Origin of the sequence: Pantoea phytostimulans, from assembly GCF_046118715.1 — a bacterium.
Classification (GTDB): domain Bacteria; phylum Pseudomonadota; class Gammaproteobacteria; order Enterobacterales; family Enterobacteriaceae; genus Pantoea; species Pantoea phytostimulans.
In genome coordinates, this window is sequence record NZ_CP173699.1 from 21,551 (window position 1) to 42,421 (window position 20,871).

19 protein-coding genes are annotated in these 20,871 nt (G+C 50.9%); 11 read left to right on the plus strand and 8 right to left on the minus strand.

Annotation, left to right across the window (positions count from 1 at the left end):
* The first annotated feature begins 374 nt into the window (after positions 1-374).
* Positions 375-2,558: a ferric-rhodotorulic acid/ferric-coprogen receptor FhuE gene (fhuE, locus tag ACF2G4_RS18585; protein ID WP_409076109.1), complete on the plus strand. Its 2,184-nt coding sequence runs from the start codon at positions 375-377 to the stop codon at positions 2,556-2,558.
* Between the two features lie 77 nt (positions 2,559-2,635).
* On the opposite strand, the gene ACF2G4_RS18590 is transcribed toward fhuE, so the two are convergent.
* The 6 genes from ACF2G4_RS18590 to ACF2G4_RS18615 all read right to left on the minus strand — a co-directional run bounded on the left by ACF2G4_RS18590 (position 2,636) and on the right by ACF2G4_RS18615 (position 8,850).
* On the minus strand, positions 2,636-3,343 hold the full coding sequence (locus ACF2G4_RS18590) for a phage antirepressor KilAC domain-containing protein (protein ID WP_215848405.1): 708 nt from the start codon (positions 3,341-3,343) through the stop codon (positions 2,636-2,638).
* 205 nt (positions 3,344-3,548) lie between these two features.
* Positions 3,549-4,418, minus strand: coding sequence for a DeoR/GlpR family DNA-binding transcription regulator (locus ACF2G4_RS18595; RefSeq protein ID WP_409076110.1), 870 nt, complete (start codon positions 4,416-4,418; stop codon positions 3,549-3,551).
* Positions 4,419-4,546: 128 nt separating this feature from the next.
* Complete coding sequence (locus ACF2G4_RS18600) at positions 4,547-5,500, minus strand: D-ribose ABC transporter substrate-binding protein (RefSeq protein ID WP_243079401.1); 954 nt, start codon at positions 5,498-5,500, stop codon at positions 4,547-4,549.
* A 79-nt stretch (positions 5,501-5,579) separates the two neighbouring features.
* Positions 5,580-6,638: an ABC transporter permease gene (locus ACF2G4_RS18605; protein WP_243079400.1), complete on the minus strand. Its 1,059-nt coding sequence runs from the start codon at positions 6,636-6,638 to the stop codon at positions 5,580-5,582.
* A 23-nt stretch (positions 6,639-6,661) separates the two neighbouring features.
* Positions 6,662-8,200 (minus strand): sugar ABC transporter ATP-binding protein, encoded by a 1,539-nt coding sequence (locus ACF2G4_RS18610; protein ID WP_409076111.1) that lies wholly within the window; start codon positions 8,198-8,200, stop codon positions 6,662-6,664.
* Positions 8,197-8,850 carry a DUF2291 domain-containing protein gene (locus ACF2G4_RS18615; protein WP_409076112.1) on the minus strand — a complete coding sequence of 218 codons (654 nt, stop codon included), beginning with the start codon at positions 8,848-8,850 and terminating at the stop codon, positions 8,197-8,199. The genes ACF2G4_RS18610 and ACF2G4_RS18615 overlap by 4 nt, the downstream gene beginning before the upstream one ends.
* Before the next feature lie 469 nt (positions 8,851-9,319).
* On the opposite strand from ACF2G4_RS18615, the gene ACF2G4_RS18620 reads away from it, so the two are divergent.
* From ACF2G4_RS18620 to ACF2G4_RS18650, 7 genes are read left to right on the plus strand one after another with little or no spacing between them, the layout of a single operon-like run.
* The gene (locus ACF2G4_RS18620) at positions 9,320-10,867 is read left to right on the plus strand and encodes an FGGY-family carbohydrate kinase (protein ID WP_409076113.1); all 1,548 of its coding nucleotides are present in this window, start codon (positions 9,320-9,322) and stop codon (positions 10,865-10,867) included.
* Positions 10,868-10,921: 54 nt separating this feature from the next.
* Positions 10,922-12,457, plus strand: a complete 1,536-nt coding sequence (locus tag ACF2G4_RS18625; RefSeq protein WP_409076114.1) for a glycerol-3-phosphate dehydrogenase — start codon at positions 10,922-10,924, stop codon at positions 12,455-12,457.
* Between the two features lie 10 nt (positions 12,458-12,467).
* The gene (locus tag ACF2G4_RS18630) at positions 12,468-13,406 is read left to right on the plus strand and encodes a sugar phosphate isomerase/epimerase (RefSeq protein ID WP_215848412.1); all 939 of its coding nucleotides are present in this window, start codon (positions 12,468-12,470) and stop codon (positions 13,404-13,406) included.
* A gap of 30 nt (positions 13,407-13,436) precedes the next feature.
* Complete coding sequence (locus ACF2G4_RS18635; RefSeq protein WP_215848413.1) at positions 13,437-13,871, plus strand: 6,7-dimethyl-8-ribityllumazine synthase; 435 nt, start codon at positions 13,437-13,439, stop codon at positions 13,869-13,871.
* Between the two features lie 7 nt (positions 13,872-13,878).
* A complete protein-coding gene (locus ACF2G4_RS18640; RefSeq protein ID WP_243079394.1) occupies positions 13,879-14,838 on the plus strand; it encodes a sugar-binding transcriptional regulator in 960 nt (319 codons plus the stop codon).
* Between the two features lie 38 nt (positions 14,839-14,876).
* On the plus strand, positions 14,877-15,350 hold the full coding sequence (locus ACF2G4_RS18645) for a DUF1348 family protein (RefSeq protein WP_409076115.1): 474 nt from the start codon (positions 14,877-14,879) through the stop codon (positions 15,348-15,350).
* Positions 15,316-15,654 (plus strand): LysR substrate-binding domain-containing protein, encoded by a 339-nt coding sequence (locus ACF2G4_RS18650; protein WP_409076116.1) that lies wholly within the window; start codon positions 15,316-15,318, stop codon positions 15,652-15,654. The genes ACF2G4_RS18645 and ACF2G4_RS18650 overlap by 35 nt, the downstream gene beginning before the upstream one ends.
* 19 nt (positions 15,655-15,673) lie before the next feature.
* Here ACF2G4_RS18650 and ACF2G4_RS18655 read toward each other — a convergent pair whose 3' ends face one another.
* Positions 15,674-16,069, minus strand: a complete 396-nt coding sequence (locus ACF2G4_RS18655) for a hypothetical protein (RefSeq protein ID WP_215848417.1) — start codon at positions 16,067-16,069, stop codon at positions 15,674-15,676.
* Positions 16,070-16,503: 434 nt separating this feature from the next.
* Between ACF2G4_RS18655 and ACF2G4_RS18660 the strand changes: the two genes are divergently transcribed.
* The 3 genes from ACF2G4_RS18660 (at position 16,504) to ACF2G4_RS18670 (ending at position 19,582) form a co-directional block, all read left to right on the plus strand.
* The gene (locus ACF2G4_RS18660) at positions 16,504-17,292 is read left to right on the plus strand and encodes a transcriptional regulator (RefSeq protein ID WP_409076117.1); all 789 of its coding nucleotides are present in this window, start codon (positions 16,504-16,506) and stop codon (positions 17,290-17,292) included.
* Positions 17,293-17,407: 115 nt separating this feature from the next.
* Complete coding sequence (locus tag ACF2G4_RS18665) at positions 17,408-17,791, plus strand: DUF1090 domain-containing protein (protein WP_409076118.1); 384 nt, start codon at positions 17,408-17,410, stop codon at positions 17,789-17,791.
* Positions 17,792-18,307: 516 nt separating this feature from the next.
* Positions 18,308-19,582 carry a Glu/Leu/Phe/Val dehydrogenase gene (locus ACF2G4_RS18670; RefSeq protein ID WP_215848420.1) on the plus strand — a complete coding sequence of 425 codons (1,275 nt, stop codon included), beginning with the start codon at positions 18,308-18,310 and terminating at the stop codon, positions 19,580-19,582.
* A gap of 35 nt (positions 19,583-19,617) precedes the next feature.
* Here ACF2G4_RS18670 and ACF2G4_RS18675 read toward each other — a convergent pair whose 3' ends face one another.
* Complete coding sequence (locus tag ACF2G4_RS18675; RefSeq protein WP_215848421.1) at positions 19,618-20,787, minus strand: ROK family transcriptional regulator; 1,170 nt, start codon at positions 20,785-20,787, stop codon at positions 19,618-19,620.
* Between the last annotated feature and the right edge of the window lie 84 nt (positions 20,788-20,871).

Below are 20,871 nucleotides of genomic sequence, written 5' to 3' on the forward strand. Positions count from 1 at the left end.
CGCCGACAAAGAATGCGAATCATACGCATTACCAAATACTAAGTAAATCCAGTGTTTGTTAACAATCAGAGCCACATTTTTTTGTATGAACAAATTCTGCTCATCCTGAATCTGCTAATGCTCCGCGCATCCTTCCTGATCAAAAAGTTTTATAAACAACAACGTAGATAAGTTGGCTATCACGCCTTGAAGAAATGGCTTGTTACATTTCCTCGTTGAACTTTCCCGCGACTAACCAAAAGTAAATCATTATCATCCGCATTCTCATCATTGCAGTTCTGTTTTCTCTCACAATGCGCTTTTCTGCATAGGCCAGGGTTTAGGGATGTGAAACTGCAACGCGAATAAAATGAACATTCCTTAAGGGAAGTGATATGGATTTTGATTGCAGGAAAAAAGGTCAACACCAGCGTGCATCAGGCATTAAACAAGGTTTTACGCTCTCTTTATTAGCCTTAACGATTCACGCATTGCTTGCGCCTGTCGCGGCGCAAGCTGCTTCAAACGACGCTTCACAACCTGATCTCGTGGTGGATGCTGACGCAAGTCCCGATGATGTCAGCCACGAGCAGCAAGATTACGCAGTGAAAACCACGCGTGCTGGCACCAAAATGCTGCTTACGCCGCGCGACGTTCCACAATCAATCAGTGTAATCACCAAGCAACGCATGGAAGATCAAAACCTGCAATCTGTGGGTGATGTGTTGGATAACACCACCGGCATTGCCACTTCCCTTATTGATAGTGAACGTTCCAGTTACTACTCACGCGGCTTCGAGATCACCGATTACACCTTTGATGACATTCCAAGCTCAGTCAGTGATACCTGGAACTTTGGTGATGCGGCAGAAGACACGGCGATTTACGACCGTATCGAAGTGGTGCGTGGCGCAACCGGCCTGATGACAGGCGCTGGCAGCCCTTCTGCTTCCGTCAACATGGTACGTAAACACGCAGACAGTAAAACATTTACCGGTAATCTCAGCGCCAGCTACGGCAGTTGGAACAAGCAACGCTACGTGGCGGATGTTTCTGGCCCCTTGAACGAAGAAGGCACGGTTCGTGGCCGCGTGGTGGCCGGTTATCAAGATCAGGACAGCTGGGTTGATCGCTACCATAAAACGAAAAAGTTTTTATATGGCGTGGTTGATGCGGATGTCACAGATAACACCACGTTGTCAGTGGGTTACGACTATCAGGAAAGCAATACCGGCAACCCAACCTGGGGCGGATTGCCGACGTGGTACAGCAACGGTGCGCGTACTCACTATGATCGCCATAGCAGCGTGTCAACTGACTGGACGGATTACAACATTGAGTCGCGCAAAGTCTTTGCTAACGTGACGCACAATTTTGATAACGGCTGGAGCGTGCGCGTGAATGGCACACACGGCGAGCAGCAGTTTAACGATAAACTGCTGTATGTTGAAGGTTTCCCGGATATCGATACGGGCGAAGGGACCAGTGGATTTGGCAGTAAAGATCGCGGCACGCGCAAGGTCGACGCCATTGATACTTACGCAACCGGCCCGTTTGAACTGTTCGGCCGTCAGCATGAGTTGGTTGCTGGCGTCAGTTACAGTCGCCAGCACAATACAACGTACAGCTCAGACGGCCCGATTGAAACAGAGCAGATGGGCAGCGTAACGAACAGATGGAATGGTGATGTTGCCGAACCCAGCTGGGGTGAATGGTATCTGAACGCTGATGATGTGGTGCGTCAAAAATCTGCTTACACGGCGGCTCGCTTCTCTCTGGCTGATCCGTTATCACTGATTGTAGGCGCACGTTATACGCAATGGAGCAGCGTGGGCAGCAGCGGCAACGTGCGTAAAAACAACATCACGCCTTATGGCGGATTGGTTTATGACATCAACGACACATGGTCGGCTTACGCCAGCTATACCTCAATATTCCAGCCACAAACCTATCGTGATAGCAGCGGCAAATATCTCTCGCCGGTTACCGGTAAAAATTATGAAACCGGGCTGAAATCAGACTGGTTTAATGGTCGTCTGACGTCTACTTTTTCGGTGTTCCGCATTGAGCAAGACAACGTAGGTCAGGAAGATGGCGATAGACATGTTAACAATTCCAGTGAACAGGCCTATTACGCCGCCAAAGGGGCAGTGAGTAAAGGTGCGGAATTTGAGCTGAATGGCGCAGTGACCGATAACCTGCAATTGACCTTCGGTGCCACGCGCTACGTCGCGAAAGATTCAACCGGTCGTTTCAACAGCAAACTCCCGCAGACTTCGTTCAAGTTGTTTACCCGCTACGCATTACCGATGGTGCCCGATTTGACCATTGGCGGTGGCGTAAACTGGCAAAACCGTACCTTCCAGGACACCACCAATGCCAACGGCGAAGCGGCACGCGTTTATCAGGGAAGCTATCCGCTGGCGAGCCTGTTTGCCCGTTATCAGGTCAACAAACAGTTAGCGGTTCAGGCGAACGTCGACAACCTGTTTGACCGCACTTACTACGCTTATCTCAGTGATTATGCGGTTTACGGTGAACCACGCAGTTACTCAGTAAACCTCTCATATACGTTCTAAATAGCAACGGCATCCTCAACCTGCCGTTGGGGATGCCGTTGTTTAGCGCAATGTCGCCATCAATCCTGAATAACGCGTTATGCTGCCGCGCCTTTAGTCTGCAAAGCGATATGCCCTGCCCACAAGCTGGCAACCCACTTCACGCCTTTGGCGGTAAAACGAGCCTGCGAAAATGCATGCTGATTTTCACCTACACCGGAATGCAGTGTGAAATAGCCCGCCTGAAGATGGTAATGCTGCGGAGTCAGCACGCCATTAGCGCGATACATGATGTTGCGTTCCAGCAAGAACTGACGGAACTCAGGTTCTTTCGCCTTCAGCATTTTACAAAGCTGACGGAAACCTAGCGCATCATCCACTTCAATGAAGCGATCGAAAAATTCAGCCTTTGGGGCGGAAAGTGCCAGTTTCTGTTCAGCAGCCAGACGCTGTTCAAATTGCTCAGCCCATGCACGCGCAGCAGCAGCAGGATTGGTGAAGTCTGGTAAATGGGCGCTTTTTTCGCGCTCTTGCCAGCGATCCAGCGCTTCAGCTGTAAATCCTGGGGAGAGACGAGCAACCGCCAGTAAAGAATCTCGCTTGTTCAGGCAATATTCCTGACGCATTTCTCCTTCCCTCTCATAAAGGTTAACCATTATGGGATTAGAGAGACGCTGCGCGGTTTCGAGACTTTTTATCAGACGTTTCACTTCACCGTGCGTAATGCCTGTCATTTTGGCAATTTCACGGCTGCTCATCGTGACCGATTGATCCAGCGAATTGAGGTTTTCTGTCAACATCATCATAGGCATCACCATCCACTTACTTACACAATTACCCGGCAGGCAGTAGAAATATTATACAATCACCTGTTTAAATATCCAGTATTTTTTTTAAGCAATTATATAAGCTGAATCTTTTACAGCATGGCGGTGTAAAGTGATCGTAAGTTGTTGATGATTAGCCCTGTTCACCCCATCAAGGCGCAGTGAACAGGGAACAAAGTGAATATTAATCTTCAGCAGTTTTGCGAACAGCAAGCATTTTTAACGGCGCGATAACCACATTTACCCCCAAATCTTGCAGGCGATGTAAAATCGGCACCGGCGTACCTTGGTTAACAATGACAACATCAAACTCGCTTAAATGCGCAAAACTGTGCAGCGCCCGACGTTCAAACTTAGTGTTATCCATCATCAGAACGCGTTTCTGCGAGGATTCAAACATGGCGCGCTTGGTTTCAACCGTTTCTGCTGACTGGTGAAACACGGTGTCGTCGGTGATAGCCGACATGCTGACAAAAAACATGTCAGCACGCAGGCTGGCAATCTCTTTGCGTGTCATCCGGCCCATAAAGGCGTTACACCAGTTATGGAACTGCCCCCCCAAGCCCAACAGCGTAATGTCGCGCACATTTTTCAACTCACTCATTAACGTCAGCGAATTGGTAATCACGGTCAAAGGGGCTTTAGCAGGGAGAAAGCGCGCCATTTGCAGTACGGTCGTGGAATCATCAAGAAAAATAGCCTGCCCAGTTTCAAGATAACCCGCCGCCACTTCAGCAATCGCCTGCTTTTCTTCAAGTTGGCGCGTTGCTCGATAGATATCGCTGGATTCAACCAGGCTGGTTGGGGTTGCTGAAACCACACCGCGTGATTTGTGCAACAAGCCACGCTCTACCATTTCATCTATATCACGATGCGCGGTCATCAGGCTGATGCCAAAGCGCTCGGTTAACTCTTCAATACGGATGGCGCCTGCGGCCATTACGGCTTCCGCAATCAGTTGGCGTCGCGCCAGTTGCCGTGCCTGTCGGCTGTCGCTGGGTAACGTTTCTGCCATAAATACGCCGAGAGAATTATCCTGCGGGTTTTGCGCCATAGTTCATCCGAGATTATGAGAGGAAAATGCCATTTCGGACCCAATTACACCGCCGAATCGACTATTTAGCAAATAGTGATGTGCGATAAAAAAGGGCGCCGCAGCGCCCAATAACGTCGTTCGCACACTTACTCAGATAAAACAAAAGGTGATACAAACTTGTCGGCGTTTTCTTTAGTAATCAATACGCAGTCGAAAAGTTGCTTCTCAGAAGCCGCGCCGGTTTTACCGGTTTTCAAGAAACTGTCGGCTTGTTCAACCGCTTTTTGTGCAAACTGCGCAACAGGTTGCATGACGGTATAAGCCAACGTGCCCGCTTTCACTGCGTCAACCGCATCCGGCGAACCGTCAAAGCCACCGACTTTAATTTGATTCAGCTTGCCCGCTTCTTTTAACGCCGCAATAGCACCTAATGCCATTTCATCATTACCGCTGATAACACCTTTAATAGTGGGGTTCGCCTGCAGCAGCGACTGCATTTTATTAAAGCCTTGCGTGCGGTCCCAGTTCGCCACTTCTTTACCGACCTGTTTTAAGTCTGGATATTGCGTTAACACCGTTTCAAAACCGTTGGCGCGGGTGGCGGCATTGTTATCTGAAGGTGGGCCGACTAGCTCAACATAGCTTGCGTTGTCCCCGACTTGTTTTACCCATTCCATTGCACCCACTGCCGCGCCCTGCGCATTGTTTGACACCAATTGCGCTTTGGCTAAACCGCTTTGGTTAAGCTCGGCATTAATCACAAATACCGGGATATTGGCCGCAATAGCTTTCTTCACCGAACCGATTGAACCGTCCGCATTCGCGGGATCGAGGATGATCGCTTTTGATTTGTTGGTAATCGCGGTATCGATAAGCTGGCTCTCGGTGTTGGTATCACCCTTGTGCGCGCTGACTTTGGCGCTATAGCCCAGCTTTTCTGCGGCCTTCTGCGCGACTTGCCCTTCCGTTAACCAATAAGGATTGGAAGGATCGTTAACGATGATGGTCATCAGCCCATTATCGGCCCAGCTGGGTGTAGCAAAAGCGGTGACTGCGACAGCGGCGGCTGCCAGAATGAAACGTTTGCTGTTATTAAACATGTTATTGCTCCGTTATTATTGGGGTACAGGTATACGGATTCACTCTCGCTACGGACGAGAACGCCGCAGCGAGTGAGATCTATCTTCCGCGTCGACCGTATTGCAGGGTGTTCAGCAACACAGCCAGCACGATAACTGCGCCAGTAAATACCGTCTGCCAGTAAGCAGAAACGCCGATAATTACCAGTCCATCTGAGAGAAAACCGATGACGAATGCACCGAGAAGCGTGCCGCGCACATTGCCGCGTCCACCGGTCAGCGCCGCGCCACCAATGACCACGGCAGCAATCGCTGTTAATTCGTAGGTGGTACCCGCCGTTGGGCCTGCAGAAGTCAGCTGCGAAGAGAGCACCAATCCGGCCATCGCAGCGCAAATGCCGGAAAGCACATAAACACTGACTTTGATGCGCTTAACCGGCACACCGGACAAGTCCGCAGCACGTTCGTTGCCGCCAGAAGCATATAACCAGCGACCAAACGCCGAACGACTCAGCAAGAAGCCGCAGGCCAGCGCCACCACGCCCAGCACTAATACGCCAACCGGAATGTTGAAGATGCGATTGAAGCCCAGCCAATCAAAACCGGTATTGCCGAGCGCTTCGCTGCCCGATAATTTGTTATAAGTCAGGCCGTTAGTCATCAGCAGTGCTACGCCACGTGCGACATACAATGAGCCGAGTGTCGCGACGAATGCCGGTACACGACACCAGGCAATCAAAATACCGTTGACCAATCCCACTAATGCACCCATCGCCAGCGTTAGAACCGCTACGGCCCACACCGGCAGATAAAGCACCACGCCCAGCGCCTCTAAGTTCACGCCTTGCATCAAAAAGCCGGCAAACACGCCAGCCAGGCCCAGCGTCGATCCCACCGAGAGGTCAATTCCGCCATTCAAAATCACCAGCAGCATGCCAATTGCCGGCAAGCCGAAAATGGCAACGTGAGAGGCCATGGTTAAAAAGTTTGCGCCGGTAAAGTAGTTGGGTGAGAGCAAGGAAAAGGTCGCGATAATAATCAGCAAAGCAATAAAGGCGCGGCCTTCCAACAGCAAGCGGGCAATATTCGTGCCTTTAGACGGACTCGCTTTTTTAGTGACAGGCGGTGCTGCGCTCAATATTTGAGTTCTGTCAGTCATGGTTTTTTCTCCGTTTTTCATCGTCATGCCACCAGTGATTCGCCTGAAGCGGCCATAATGCGTTCTTTTGTTACGCTGGAATCGAAGATGGCTGATATCCGCCCTTTGCTCATCACCACAATTCGATGTGCAATGCTCAAACACTCGCCCACTTCGGAGGTGGTATAAACCACCGCTAGTCCTTTTTTGGCGTTGTCCGCCAGCAGCCGAAAGACTTCCGCTTTCGCACCGATATCAATGCCGCGGCTGGGTTCATCCAGCAGGATCACTTTGGGACGGGTGGCCAGCATTTTGCCAATCACCACTTTTTGTTGGTTGCCACCCGACAGCGAGCCAATTGCCGCCTCGCCGCCGGAAGTTTTCACCGTCACGTTACGGATGCTGTCGCTAACCAGCTGTTTTTCACGGCGCGTCGACAGCACCAGCCCACGCACGAACTCGCTGATACTGGCGAGAGAGATGTTTTCTCCTACCGTCATGGTTTGAACCAAACCGTCTCGCTGACGATCTTCTGGCACCAAGGCCAAGCCGCCGGCGATGCGTTGTGAAATGGTCAGACCTGAAACATCGTCGCGGCCTAAAAAGATGCTGCCGCTGGCCTGACGTAACCGCCCTGCCACGCACTCCATGAGTTCCGTGCGGCCTGCACCCATTAACCCGTAAATACAGACGATTTCACCCGCACGGACATTCAGAGAAAGGTTGTCCACCAGCTTGATGCCCGCTTTGCCTTTCACCGTGAGATCTTTCACTTCCAACGCGGTAGAGCCAAAGTCGTAGCCTTGCGGCGGCGCGCCCAAATCAAAATGGTCGCCCACCATGTTGCGCACGATCCACTCAAGATCAATTTCATCGCGCTTGGCATAGGCGGTCATGACACCATCACGCAGCACAACGGCCCGATCGGTAATTTCGAGTGCTTCTTCAAGATGGTGAGAGATATAAACAATCGCTACGCCCTGGCTGGTCAGATCGCGAATCACCTGAAACAGCACTTCAACTTCAGCAGCACTTAATGCAGACGTGGGTTCATCCATGATCAAAATTTGTGAGTTCACGGACAATGCTCGCGCAATTTCAACAATTTGCTGTTGACCGAGTCGGAGATTTTCCACCGGCGTTAGCGGATCGATTTCTTCTTCAAGCGCCTCCATCAGATGGCGCGTTACACGTGCCTCTTCGGCGTAGTTCACGCCGCCAGGTTTCATGATTTCACGCCCAATAAAAATGTTGTCGCGCACATTCATATTTGGTGCGAGATTCAACTCCTGATGAATAATCGAAATCCCGCAATCCCGCGCTTCAGTCGCGGAGTGAAACACTTTGCGTTCGCCGTTCAACACAATGTCACCCGAGCTGGGGTTGATTACTCCAGACAGGATCTTCATTAAGGTGGATTTGCCTGCGCCATTTTCACCAAACAGCGTAGTGACTTCGCCACGACGAATTTCAAAATTGACGCCTTTCAGCGCGTGGGTAGAGCCGTAAACCTTGCTCACGTTACGAGCCTCAAGGATTACTTCGCCTTTCAACAGCGCGGGATTAACGTTAAACGGGCTCATTTCACCTCCAGACTAACCGGCGTGATCATCCAGTTTTTAGGATTGAGTAAACGAAACACGCCCACCACCTGCACGGTTTTACCGGTTAAGGCAGCGTTATCGACTTTGTCTAACACGGCGGTTTTCATCGCGCGGTTAATCGCTGAACCCGCGTTCTGATATTCGATTTGGTTAGTGAAATCGCCAAACTGAATGTTGCCCGTTGCATCACGCAGATCGGTACCGGTAATGGCTGGCCCAGTTTGCATCCTTACCTGTATCCCTTGTGGCATATCGGCCACTTTCAACGCGTAAATGCCCATTTTTCCTTGCTCTACCACGCCTTCCAGTTTCACCGACATCACCGGGAGTGGTGAACCCACGCCATATTTTTTCGCCGCTTCTTGCTGATTAGTCAGCAAGGCTTCTGCCAGTGTTTTGGCATCAATGGCTCGCGCAGCAACGTCTTTCTGAATATCAGGGAAGTGTTTGCTGCCGTAGCTGTCGGGCGAAAAAGCCTGCTCTTGCACATCGTCAGCTGAGCCTTTTTTGACCACTTTGGTGTCCAATGCCATTGCACCGATCACTACGATGACGGCGAGACTAATAAAGCTGTAGCGCCGTAAGCGGCGGCGGGAAAGTTGGCTCGTAAGTGTAGAGACATCGGACATGATGTTGACCTCTCAGGCTGTTCAACAGGCGATATACGTCGCCTTAAATGTTATAAATATGATAACTACTGTGAAGAGAATCGTTCTGATGTGACTAAATTGTCAACAGTTGCCAACGCTTTATTTGCAGAGAGAGATCTGGATCGCTTATTTGCACAACCTAAAATTAAAATGAGATTAATTGTCTGTTTTATAAGTATAAATAATAAAACGTAGCCGCGATCACATTTCGTTATCCGCCTGAAAAGCGTGATCTTCCTCGCTAATTCAAATGAAATATATTGTCTGGACAGCAAAATAATACAAATGAAGTGTTATCTCAGTGAGATGTGGTGTATGAATTTAATTAGCAAAAAAATCACATGCTGTTAACACCACTACAGAGTGTGTCAGCACCTTTAAAGCGGGATGGCAATGAACATCACTTCTCTTAACAGCGATCGACTGCGGCAAAGGCCTGGAGGCATGCATGGATAATCGCGACATTATTCTGGGTCTGGATTCGGGTACTTCCGTAGTAAAAGCGGTGGCGTTTGATCTTGAAGGTACACAACTCGCCTGCGCCTCAGTGCGCAACACCTATTACCGTGGTGAAGGCGGTGCGGCGCAGCAATCCATGACGCAAACCTGGCAAGACGCAGTGAATGCCATGCGCAAGCTGGGCGAACAGGTAGAGAACCTGAACGCCCGCGTGGTGGCGATTGCGGTTACCGCTCAGGGGGATGGAAGCTGGTTGGTGGGTGCCGATAATCAACCCATTGGTGACGCCTGGATTTGGCTGGATGCGCGTGCGGCATCAACGGTTGAGCAGCTGAATCACTCGGCGCTTGCTGGCGCACGTTTTAACGCCACGGGAACCGGACTAAATACTTGTCAGCAGGGATCACAACTTGCGCATATGGATCGCCACTTTCCCGCGTTGCTTGAGCACTGCGAAGTGGCGCTGCACTGCAAAGACTGGCTTTATCTTAACCTCACGGGTGTGCGCGCCACCGATCCTTCTGAAGCCAGCTTTACGTTTGGTAATTTCCGTCATCAGCGCTATGACGACACGGTGATTACCGCGCTGGGGCTGGAACATCGCCGAGATTTGTTGCCAGAGATTATTGATGGCACACAAATTACCCATCCGCTTACTCGGGAAGCCGCTGCATTGACTGGCTTAGCTGTCGGCACACCTGTTTGTTTGGGCTATGTCGATATGGCCATGACCGCGCTGGGTGCGGGCGTCCATACCGGCGAAGCCAATACCGCCTGTTCGATTGTGGGCTCCACCGGCGTTCATCTGCGTGCCGTCGCCATTGACGATGTTTGGCTCAACCCTGCGCAGACCGGTTATGTCATCCCTTTGCCATGGCCCGGTTATGTCACACAGGTGCAAACCAATATGGCCTCAACGTTGAATCTCGATTGGTTGCTCAAAGTCGCCAGCGATTTACTTAACAGTTTTGGTTGCGAAGCCGATCATGCCCGTTTAGTGGCACACATTGATCGCTGGCTGAGCGAAGCCAAACCCGGCAGCTTGCTTTATCACCCGTATATCTCCATCGCAGGCGAACGCGGTCCATTTGTGAATTCTGAAGCGCGCGCCAGTTTTATTGGGCTGAGCTACAACCACCAGTTTGGTGACTTGGTTCGGGCGGTTATTGAGGGTATCGGCATGGCCGCGCGCGATTGCTATCAGGCAATGGGCGGCGAACTGCCCGGCGAGCTGCGTTTGACCGGTGGCGCTATACGTTCTGCACACCTGCGCCAGATCCTTTCAGCCTGCATTGGTGTGCCGGTACGCAGCAGTCGTCGAGAGGAAGCTGGCGCGGCAGGCGCCGCGATGATGGCAGCGGTGGCAATCGGCGCTTATCCCACCATGCAGCGCTGCGTGGAAACCTGGGTAACGCCTCTGCTTGATCCTCCGGAAGCGCCACCCGCAGAGTTGGTCGCGCGCTATCAACATCTTTTCGCCAGCTATCAACAAATCCGCAGCGATCTGCCCTCGGTCTGGCATCAACTGAAACAGTAATCCGCGTGCTGAATGCGTTTGGCCAAGCCTGGCGCATTCATAAAGGAGTGAATCATGAGTGAAAATCTACTGGATTTATTTGTCATCGGCGGCGGTATCAATGGTGCAGGCATTGCCCGTGATGCGGCTGGGCGCGGATTGTCAGTGATGATGTGTGAGAAAGATGACCTGGCGCAAGGGACTTCATCACGCTCCGGCAAACTGGTTCATGGTGGCCTGCGCTACCTCGAATATTATGAATTTCGTCTGGTGCGTGAAGCGTTGATTGAACGCGAAGTTTTGCTGAACTCTGCACCCCATATTATCTGGCCGATGCGCTTTGTTTTGCCGCACAGTCCGAATGATCGCCCTGCCTGGCTGGTTCGTCTTGGTTTGTTTCTGTATGACCATCTTGGAGGACGCCAGAAGTTACCCGGCACGCGTTCGTTAAATCTGGCCCGCGATCCCGAAGGCGCACCGCTGCTCGATCAATATAAAAAAGGGTTTGAGTATTCAGATTGCTGGGTTGATGACGCGCGTCTGGTTACGCTAAATGCTTTAGACGCTGCCGAGCGCGGTGCCACCATTCTTCCGCGCACGCGCTGCCTTGCGGCAAAGCGGCTGGAAGGAAAATGGCAAATTACCTTACAGGATGAAACCAGCGGCGCGCAGCGGACGGTTTTAGCGCGCGTGCTGGTCAATGCTGCCGGCCCTTGGGTGTTGGATATCGTGAATCAGGTCACGCAGACCCGCAGCAGCCGAAGCGTGCGGCTGGTCAAGGGTTCGCACATCATCGTGCCTAAATTCTGGGAAGGCCAGCAGGCGTACCTGGTACAAAACAGTGATAAACGCGTCATCTTTATCAATCCGTATGAAGGTGACAAAGCGCTGATCGGCACTACCGATATTCCGTGGCAAGGCAAAGCTGAAGCCGTCACGGCTGATGATACTGAACAGCAATATCTTATTGATGTCGTTAATCGCTATTTTAAAGTGAAGCTCACGCCCAGCGATGTTATTACCCGTTTTTCTGGTGTGCGGCCGTTGTTTGATGATGGCAAAGGCAATCCATCTGCGGTCACGCGCGACTACGTTTTTGATCTGGACGATCAGCAAAATGCCCCGCTGCTGCACGTCTTTGGCGGCAAAATCACCACCTTCCGTAAACTTGCTGAACATGCGATGCAAAAACTGGCGCCTTTCTTCCCGACTATGGGACCAAACTGGACACGCGGCGCGACCTTGCCCGGCGGTGAAATCGCCAACGCGGACTTCGAGGGTTTTCTACAGCAGGTCAAAGCGCAATATCCGTGGCTGCCCCAAGCGTTACGCAAACACTATGCTCGCCTCTATGGTGCACGGTTATCTCAAGTTGTCGGTAATTCCATTCAGATAGCCGATCTTGGTCGCCATTTTGGCGGATTACTTTATGAAGCTGAAGTGCGCTATCTGGTTGAGAAAGAGTGGGCGCAGCAGGCTGAAGATGTTATGTGGCGCCGCACCAAACATAAATTGCATCTCAGCCCTGAGCAGCAGCAAGCCTTTACGCAATGGTTTGACGCCACTTTTGTGACAACGTCACCTGAACCGCTGCGTGTTAACGTAGGATAAGGAGCCGATCATGCCATTGACGCTTTCACTCAATACTAATCCACTGGTGAATCGCTTTGCCGATCCTGAAGATTTGATTCATACCGTCGCACAGCAGATTCGCGTGCGGGATTTACAGCTTACGCATGAATTTATTAATCCCAGCTGGGAGGCGTCAACCATCATGCAGATGACGCGCCGCATGAAAAAGGCAATGAACGAAACGGGTGTTCGCATCACATCGGGTATGACCGGCCCTTACGGCAGGCTGAATCACTTTGGTCATCCCGATGCGGATGTTCGACGCTATTACGTTAACTGGTTTAAAACGTTCGCTGATATCACCGCTGAGCTTGGCGGTGATGCGGTGGGCTCGCAATTCGCCATTTTTACTTATAAAGATTTTAACGATATCGCCCGTCGCGAGCAGATGATCGATATTGCCATTGATTGCTGGGCAGAAGTGGCTGAACATGCGAAATCCGCCGGTTTATCTTATCTGTTCTGGGAGCCAATGAGCGTGGGTCGTGAGTTTGGCGAGACTCTGCCAGCCTGTATGGCTTTACAGCAACGATTGAGTGGGGAAAACCTGGCGATACCTTTGTGGATGATGGCAGATATCGATCACGGTGATGTTACCTCTGCCGATCCACGCGATTACGATCCCTATGCCTGGGCTGAAGCAGTGCCGCGTTATTCGCCGATTATCCATATAAAACAAAGTATGTTGGATAAAGGCGGGCACAGGCCGTTTACATTACAGTATAATACTGGCGGTCGAATCCAACCGGCTCCGCTGCTTGACGCGTTTGCTAAAGGCGGCGCGCAAGACAATGAAATTTGCCTGGAACTCAGCTTCAAAGAGCGCGAACCCACCGACAGTCAGGTGGTCGCGGATATCGCCGAGAGCGTTGCCTTCTGGGCCAACCATATTGATTCGGGGGTGCAGGATCTCAACCTGATCCGCTAACCCGTCATGTCACTTTTACTGGAGTAAGTCATGCAGCCGTTGAAAGTCGCCTTTATCAAAGCAAACTGGCACAGCGAAATCGTTTCTCAAGCCCTTGTTGGGTTTGAGCAAGAACTTGAAAGCCGCGGAACACCGTTCGAAATCAAAACCTGGGATGTGCCCGGCGCGTTTGAAATGCCGTTACTGGCTCAACGTTTAGCGCAGACCGGCAAATTTGACGCGATTGTTTGCGCCGCACTGGTAGTAGATGGTGGCATTTATCGTCACGACTTTGTCGCACAGGCGGTTGTCACAGGATTGATGCAGGCGCAGCTGGCTACCAATGTGCCGGTTTTTTCCGTTTCTCTGACACCGCATAACTTCCAGCCCGCTGATGAGTTCATCGATTTCTACACGGCGCATTTCGTGAAGAAAGGCAAAGAAGCCGCTAATGCGGTTAGCCAGATTCACGCGCTGGAAATCTGATTCATTTATGAAATCTGCGCCCACTTCACCTGACAATGATGAGTCGCTCGCGCTTCGTGCCGCCTGGCTGCATTACGTCGGCGGCTATACGCAGGCTGAAGTGGCAAAACGTCTGGGTTTGCCTTCGGTTAAAACCCATCGTTTGATCGCCCGTGTGGTGGCAGAAGGCGCAGTAAAAGTCTCAATTGATGGCGATATCGTGGCTTGCGTTGAACTGGAGAATCAGTTGCGTGAGCGTCACGGGTTACGTCTTTGTCGCGTAGCACCTGATTTGGGTGAAGAAGGTTTGCCGGTGCGCGCATTGGGCATGGCGGGTGCTGATTATCTGCGCAACTTGCTCTGCTCCACTCAACCCACAACGCTGGGTTTAGGGCACGGGCGTACACTCTCTGCAGCCATTCATCAATTACCTCGCCTTGATGCACACCATATCCGCTTTGTCTCCTTGTTGGGATGCCTGACGCGTCATTACGCGCTTAATCCCCATGATGTTATGCACCGCATTGCAGAAAAAACCGGCGCACAGGCCTACATGATGCCGGTGCCCTTTTTTGCCAATACCGAAGAAGATCGTGATGTATTGCTGGCGCAACGTGGCGTAAGCGAAGTCTTTGCCATGGCCGCGCAAAGCGAAGTGAAATTAGTGGGAATCGGTACCGTGGAACCTGCCGCACAGTTAGTAGAAGCGGGAATGATCGAAGAAACAGAAATTCGTGATATTTCAGCTTCGGGTGGCATCGGCGAACTGCTTGGTCATTTCTTTGATGCACGCGGTCAAATGATCCATAACACTCTCACCGCACGCACGCTGGCTGTTTCGCTGGATATACGACGCCGCGATGAAATCGTTGCGTTAGCCGGTGGTGCATCCAAAATTGCGGCCATCCGCGCAGTGTTGGCAAGTGGTTTACTAACAGGATTGATTACCGATGAGCTGACGGCTAAAGCTTTGTTGGCAGCCATCTGACGTTTCATCATGACTTTTTAGTGTATTCAGGAGATTTCATGAGCAACACGCGCCCACCTTTACCCCCTTTCACGCATGCCGACCAGGCTATTCAAAAAGTTCGTCTGGCTGAAGATGCGTGGAATAGCCGTGAACCCGAACGTGTTTCCTTAGCCTATTCCGAAGAGAGCCAGTGGCGTAATCGCGACCGGTTTATTAATGGACGCAGTGACATTGTCACCTTTCTGGCTGAAAAATGGCAGCGCGAGCATGAATATCGTCTGATCAAAGAGTTATGGAGTTTTCACCTCAATCGCATTGCTGTTCGCTTTGCCTATGAATGGCATGACGAAGGCGATAACTGGTTCCGCTCGTACGGTAATGAGAACTGGGAGTTTGACGAAAACGGATTAATGACGCGCCGTTTTGCCAGCATTAATGATTTGGCTATAAGCGAAAGCCAGCGGCTATTTCACTGGCCACAAGGCCGTCGCCCTGATGATCACCCTTCTCTCAGTGCATTGGGCCTTTAGCAAACCGCCCGCTTTGCGCCGTTTAGCTCAGAGCATAAAAAGCCGCTTTAGCAGCAGTAATGTTGAAGGCGTGCGTGCACTTTGTACGGCAGAAATGGGATTAGCGCAGCTGACAGCATGGGACGTACGTGAGGAGTTAATTAACGGCGAACTTATCGCCATCTCGCTGGATGACGTGCAGGATCAAATGTTAGCGGTTTGGGCGCTGTTCCCTACTTCACGGCATTTGCCCGTGCGGGTTATCACCTTTCTGGACGTGCTCAAACAAGCAATGCAATCTATCAATATGTCCGGCGCGCCGTAACGCGCCGGGCGAAATATCATTAACCTTGCGCGTCGTCGTGTTCAGCAAAAGAAGCCTGATTACGCGTGACGGAATAAGCCACTTTTTTTACATTCTCGGGTGACGTGGTGACTTCAACCGGTGCAATCGTTACGCGGCCTAAGCCAAACAGCGTCGGAACGTAGCCACCAATTTTGTGTTTGCCTGCAGGCACATGTATCAACATGCTGTCACCATTGAGTAATTCGCCAGCATCTTTGCCGTCTACTGTCAGGTACACATTTGAGCCATCATCCGCACGCGTCACAATGTGCGAAACATTGATTTGCGTTGGACCAGCAGCGAATTCATTCGGTGCATCTTTTGATGAATGCTTAGCGCATCCCGCCAGCAACGTGGCGGCCGTTATAGCGGCGAGTGTAAAACGATAACGCATTATGGCGGTCTTTCTCCCAAACAAATGAACTGTCTATTTTAGCGATTCTGGCAAAGGATGAAAGCGCAGCCTCCCTCGGCATGCTCTTAAAAATGGGTTTTAACGTCAGGTTTGTGTAAAAGTCGCTCATGCCAGATTTCGTCGCTGACTTCTCAGCCTTATTGCGGTGAAATAATGCGCTAATGTTTTTTTGCACCAAAAGGTTATGACTAAAAATGCTGTGCTTATGCTTAACATTTATAGATAAATTCTGATGCTGCCGTTTGGGTTAATAATCGCTTAAAATCAAGACGTAGAAGTGAACATGTATTATTCAGCAATGAGTTTGTCCGCATTTTAGGCAGTGAGAACCTATCTATTTATTTTTATGAGGTTCATAGTGCCCTCTCATCCTCGGTTAACCCGGCGGCCATTCCCTCATCTGAGGGCATCTTATGCAATTCCATACGACTGATACTATTTGTGCACTGACTGGCACGCACCCGGCAAATTTAAAGCGCTGGATGCATCAGGGCCTGCTTGCGTACACATTACAAAACGAGGGCTGGAGTGACGATCAGCTAAACGAAATTTACGACCTTGTTGCCTTAACAGCGACAGGTGCGACGCTAAAAGAAATCAAACGTGGTAAAGCGTTACATCGTCCAGTTTCGACTTCCGGCTGGCATGCGCGTAAAGGCGACATGTTATGGGAACTTGAATATGGCACACCGCTTTCGCTTTCGCGCAAAATGCGCGATATGTCGAATGACTACAGTGGCGATGACTTGGTTTTTAAGCTGCTTTGTCCCCTAAACCAGTGGCTACATGCCGATCATCGCCAGGGTTCATCACGGCGATTGGCGCGTTTCGAACAGAGCGTTCGACAGCAAGCGGGGATTGTCATGCGCGCTTCTTCTCGACGTGGGGAAACTATTCCGTTGTTTCTCGAAGCGGTCAGTGTACAGAACGTTAGCGAAATTTGGCTGGAAGCGATTCGTTTAACCGCAATGGGTTTTCACGTTGAAGTCTCGACATTAATGTCTGGACAGCCCGCAGCGAAACCGGCTCAGTATCAACATCATGTTATGTGGTGTGGCGCGGGCATCAGTAAATCGATGAATCACTACTTTGATAGTGAACGTGCAGCGGGCAAAGCGGTCATGCTGAGCGGTCCCGATAAAAATTTGCGCTACTCATTTAATTCCCTTCCTGCTAACACCTGGCAATCAGGTGCAGCTTAAGGCCGGTTAATTCCGGCTTTTTTCTCTGTCCTTCAGATATTTTTTTTGGGTAAGATTCTCTTAAGGTTCCTGAATATAATAGGCAGCATCTTATTTAAGCCTAACGAGAACCTCTATGAAAACCACCTTGCTCGCTCTTTCACTCTTATTATCGTTGACTGCTTCATCTGCACAAGCGGCCAGTGAACTGACCGGATGCGCTGCGAAAAAAGCGGATATTGAGCAACAACTGAAATATGCAAAACAGCATAACAATATGTCCCGCGTTGCCGGACTGGAAAAAGCGTTACGCGAAGTTGAATCTCACTGTAACGACAGCTCACTGTTAAAACAGCGCCAGGCAAAAGTAGCGGCTAAAAAAGAGGATGTTCAAAAACGCGAGCAAGAATTGGCGCAAGCACAAGCCGAAGGCCGCGCCAGCAAAATTGAAAAGCGTCAGCAAAAGCTAGCGGAAGCGCAGGAAGAATTACAAGAAGCAGAACACGCACTCGTGCAATAACGTATTTATGCCAGCGTCGATGTTCACTTCAGCAACGCTGGCCTTCTTTGGTCTCTCATGCCATTCCCTTGTGATGCTGAACGTTGGCTATAACCGGTTTCGCCAGCCGTTATACGCTAATCTGTTGATCACCAAGCTTAATCCCTGCCTCACTCATTACTTTATCTCACCCTCTGATTACTTTCTCTCATGCACCTTGATGGTGCAACAAAGTCAATACGTCCTATAAACAATAAGTTCACTTTATGAAGCCCTTCAAAGATCTACAAACTCATTAAAAATTGTTTTATATGCACAGCTTACGCCTCATTTACGCATTTTTATGCAGCTATAACGCGGCCATATTTTGGATAATTATTCACTTAATTTCCGCTTTAAAGAGCATGTTGGCGCTGGGTTAGCCCTAGCAACGACATCATATTTTTTCTAGCAGTGATAAATTATGTCTGCGCGGTTAAATGCGCTCCACATCCACGGCCCTACACAATAAATAACTTCATTAAGAAAGGTTTTTATATGGTTAAGTTATCTTACGCGTCAGAAACTAGCACATCTGCCTGGTCAACCTATTTACAGCAAATTGACCGCGTAGCGCCTTACCTCGGCGACCTTTCACGCTGGATAGATACGCTGCGTCATCCTAAACGTGCTTTGATCGTTGATATCCCCCTGCAAATGGATGACGGCACCATTCGTCATTTCGAAGGTTATCGCGTTCAGCACAACCTCTCACGCGGGCCAGGAAAAGGCGGCATTCGTTACCATCCAGACGTTGATCTTAATGAAGTGATGGCGCTTTCTGCGTGGATGACCATCAAGTGTGCGGCAGTTAACTTACCGTACGGCGGCGCAAAAGGTGGCATTCGTGTTGATCCCTTTAAGCTTTCAGAAGGTGAACTGGAGCGTCTGACGCGCCGTTACACCAGCGAAATCGGCATCATTATTGGGCCACAAAAAGACATTCCTGCGCCGGACGTGGGAACCAACAGCAAAGTAATGGCATGGATGATGGACACTTACTCCATGAATCATGGCACCACCATTACCGGCGTGGTCACCGGCAAACCCATTCACCTTGGTGGATCGCTGGGACGTGAAAAAGCCACTGGGCGCGGTGTATTTATCACCGGCCGCGAAGTTGCTCACCGTGCTGGCATCGAAATAGAAGGTGCGCGCGTAGCGGTGCAAGGTTTCGGTAACGTCGGCAGCGAAGCAGCACGACTGTTCGATCAAGCAGGTGCGCGCGTGGTGGTGATTCAGGATCACACGGCAACGCTGTTCAACGCAGACGGCATCGACATGGCCGCCCTGACACAATGGCAGATTGAGCACAAGCAGATTGCCGGTTTCAGCGGTGCGCAACATATTGATAAAGAGGCTTTCTGGAGCACGGAGATGGATATCCTGATCCCTGCCGCGCTTGAAGGTCAAATTACCCGTCAACGCGCTGAAACGCTGAGCTGCAAACTGGTGCTGGAAGGCGCAAACGGTCCAACCTATCCTGACGCGGACGACATGCTGGCAACGCGTGGCATCATCGTGGTCCCCGATGTGGTCTGCAACGCAGGCGGCGTCACCGTGAGTTATTTTGAATGGGTGCAGGACATGGCCAGCTTCTTCTGGAGCGAGGACGAGATCAACCAGCGCTCAGATAAAATCATGACTGAAGCGATGGTCCACGTGTGGGAAAAAGCCAAAGAGAAGGATTGTTCATTGCGCACCGCAGCCTACATTGTGGCGTGTGAACGTATCCTGATGGCACGTAAAGATCGTGGTATCTATCCAGGCTAATAAACCGGGCGCTGCTGATTATCTGCAGCGCCTCGCTATTTCATCAAGACCTGAAACTGCGGATTAAATTCGTCAAATATGGGTAAGGCTGCGGCACCCAGCGCAGCGGTATCACTGCCGCTCATGCCGGTTTTCAGCCGCATGCCATCAAGATAACGCCCACGTACAGATTGATACAATGGCGGCAAGCGCTTGACGATTCTTTCAAGTAATTCCGCTGGCATCATGCCGCCAATAATCACGGCTTCCGCATCAAAAACCGATTCGAGAATGTTGATCGCCTGACGCAGCGGCGTGAGTGCCGTCTCAATCCACGCATCAAATTGCGCGTGTTCAATATTTAATAAATCTTCCGGTAGCGCACTCATGGGATCCAGCCCACAAAATTCATACGCTGCCTGCAACGAGACATAACGTTCCAGGCATCCCTGATTGCCGCAATAGCAGGCCCGCCCGCCCGGCTCCACGACGATGTGCCCTATTTCACCGGCGTTGTGCGCATGGCCGGTATAAATATGCCCATCCGTAAAGATGCCGGCGCCCAAACCGGTGCCGATATAGAGATAGATAAACGAGTTAAGCTGACGCGCAATTCCGTGGAATCGTTCACCAATAGCGGCGACGGTAGCATCATTTTCCAGCGTAACGGGCAGATTGCTTAATGCAGCAAGCTCCGCTTCAATATCGATATTTTCCCAGCCGTTGAGTGTGGTTGGCCCAACAGATGAGATTCCCTCTACGCCAAACGGGCCTGGCATGACGACGCCAATACCCAACACTTTTTGCCACTGCGCCCCGAGAAAGGCGCGCATCTCATCAAGCAGTGCCGCGATGCGCGCTAACGTGGCAGCGGGTTGCGGCTTCTGCACCATAACAAGGCGACGAAAGTGAATTTCACCGCTCAGATCCACCAGCACCAGCAACAATGTTTGATGATCAAGATGAATGCCGATCGACCACGCGCTGGCGGGATTAATCGCGACTGGAATGGAGGGTTGCCCACGTCCGCTCCGTCGCGGCTGGCGGCTGGTGAGCAGCTCGGCCTGCTCCAGTTCCGCGACAATATTAGAGACAGTTTGCGGCGTCAGCGCAGTTAACCGCGCCAGCTCAGCCCGCGTAAGTTCACCGTTTAGGCGAATCGCTTCAATGATGACGCGGCGATTGTGCGCACGTGCATGTTCTAAATTAGTGCCCGAGGTTTTCATGATGATGTCCATAACAGCAAGTGGCTCAGTATCGGCTGCGAAAAAGGGCTGATCAAATAATATCTTTGATCCTGCACACAATTT

Excerpts from the sequence above, each read along its gene's own strand:
- ACF2G4_RS18640 (WP_243079394.1), top strand. The coding sequence starts at position 13,879 with ATGAAATCTGCGCCCACTTCACCTGACAATGATGAGTCGCTCGCGCTT.
- fhuE (WP_409076109.1), top strand. The coding sequence starts at position 375 with ATGGATTTTGATTGCAGGAAAAAAGGTCAACACCAGCGTGCATCAGGC.
- ACF2G4_RS18650 (WP_409076116.1), top strand. The coding sequence starts at position 15,316 with ATGATCACCCTTCTCTCAGTGCATTGGGCCTTTAGCAAACCGCCCGCT.
- ACF2G4_RS18645 (WP_409076115.1), top strand. The coding sequence starts at position 14,877 with ATGAGCAACACGCGCCCACCTTTACCCCCTTTCACGCATGCCGACCAG.
- ACF2G4_RS18615 (WP_409076112.1), bottom strand. The coding sequence starts at position 8,850 with ATGTCCGATGTCTCTACACTTACGAGCCAACTTTCCCGCCGCCGCTTA.
- ACF2G4_RS18625 (WP_409076114.1), top strand. The coding sequence starts at position 10,922 with ATGAGTGAAAATCTACTGGATTTATTTGTCATCGGCGGCGGTATCAAT.
- ACF2G4_RS18655 (WP_215848417.1), bottom strand. The coding sequence starts at position 16,069 with ATGCGTTATCGTTTTACACTCGCCGCTATAACGGCCGCCACGTTGCTG.
- ACF2G4_RS18670 (WP_215848420.1), top strand. The coding sequence starts at position 18,308 with ATGGTTAAGTTATCTTACGCGTCAGAAACTAGCACATCTGCCTGGTCA.
- ACF2G4_RS18630 (WP_215848412.1), top strand. The coding sequence starts at position 12,468 with ATGCCATTGACGCTTTCACTCAATACTAATCCACTGGTGAATCGCTTT.
- ACF2G4_RS18635 (WP_215848413.1), top strand. The coding sequence starts at position 13,437 with ATGCAGCCGTTGAAAGTCGCCTTTATCAAAGCAAACTGGCACAGCGAA.
- ACF2G4_RS18675 (WP_215848421.1), bottom strand. The coding sequence starts at position 20,787 with ATGAAAACCTCGGGCACTAATTTAGAACATGCACGTGCGCACAATCGC.
- ACF2G4_RS18590 (WP_215848405.1), bottom strand. The coding sequence starts at position 3,343 with ATGATGATGTTGACAGAAAACCTCAATTCGCTGGATCAATCGGTCACG.
- ACF2G4_RS18605 (WP_243079400.1), bottom strand. The coding sequence starts at position 6,638 with ATGACTGACAGAACTCAAATATTGAGCGCAGCACCGCCTGTCACTAAA.
- ACF2G4_RS18620 (WP_409076113.1), top strand. The coding sequence starts at position 9,320 with ATGGATAATCGCGACATTATTCTGGGTCTGGATTCGGGTACTTCCGTA.
- ACF2G4_RS18665 (WP_409076118.1), top strand. The coding sequence starts at position 17,408 with ATGAAAACCACCTTGCTCGCTCTTTCACTCTTATTATCGTTGACTGCT.
- ACF2G4_RS18610 (WP_409076111.1), bottom strand. The coding sequence starts at position 8,200 with ATGAGCCCGTTTAACGTTAATCCCGCGCTGTTGAAAGGCGAAGTAATC.
- ACF2G4_RS18600 (WP_243079401.1), bottom strand. The coding sequence starts at position 5,500 with ATGTTTAATAACAGCAAACGTTTCATTCTGGCAGCCGCCGCTGTCGCA.
- ACF2G4_RS18595 (WP_409076110.1), bottom strand. The coding sequence starts at position 4,418 with ATGGCGCAAAACCCGCAGGATAATTCTCTCGGCGTATTTATGGCAGAA.
- ACF2G4_RS18660 (WP_409076117.1), top strand. The coding sequence starts at position 16,504 with ATGCAATTCCATACGACTGATACTATTTGTGCACTGACTGGCACGCAC.